The sequence below is a fragment of the Myxococcus sp. AM011 genome (assembly GCF_013372595.1).
Taxonomy (GTDB): domain Bacteria; phylum Myxococcota; class Myxococcia; order Myxococcales; family Myxococcaceae; genus Myxococcus; species Myxococcus eversor.
This window is the reverse complement of sequence record NZ_JABXEM010000656.1, coordinates 1-423: the sequence shown is the minus strand read 5'-3', so window position 1 is coordinate 423 and position 423 is coordinate 1. Positions and strand designations below refer to the sequence as shown.

Sequence of the window (423 nt, the reverse complement as noted above, 5' to 3'; positions counted from 1 at the left end):
TCGCATCTCCCTGCGCCAGGATGACCTGGAACCCCTGACCCGCGACGCGAATCAATTCTCCGTCCCGTGCAACCCCAAGGGCGAGCCATGTCTCGGCCTCCTCTCTTGTCGAGAAGGTCTGGGAGACGATGACGCTTTCAATGGCAGGCGTGAAGAACGACCGGAAAAACCCACGGTATTCCTCCAGCCTCTCGGCTTCGCGGACATAGACAAGCGCCACGGCGGCGATCCGCAGCGCCTCATCTTCAGGCGAACCTTCTTCGTACTTTTCGTTCACGCCCTTCAGGACGTCCAGCACGGAATCAACATCGAAATCTGGATTGTATTTCATTTCATTTGCTCAAAGCGCCAGGGGAATCAGCACCAGTGCACCGGCAGCACTCGTCGTGAGCACGAAGGCTACGCCTCCAACGACGACAAGGG

Annotated in this window: 1 protein-coding gene; it reads right to left on the bottom strand. The window is 58.2% G+C overall.

Going from position 1 to position 423, the window contains the following annotated elements; all coding sequences use genetic code 11:
* Nucleotides 1–331 (bottom strand): hypothetical protein (locus HUW62_RS47880; protein WP_176438244.1); only part of this gene is annotated, 331 nt, incomplete at its 3' end.
* Nucleotides 332–423: the final 92 nt, after the last annotated feature.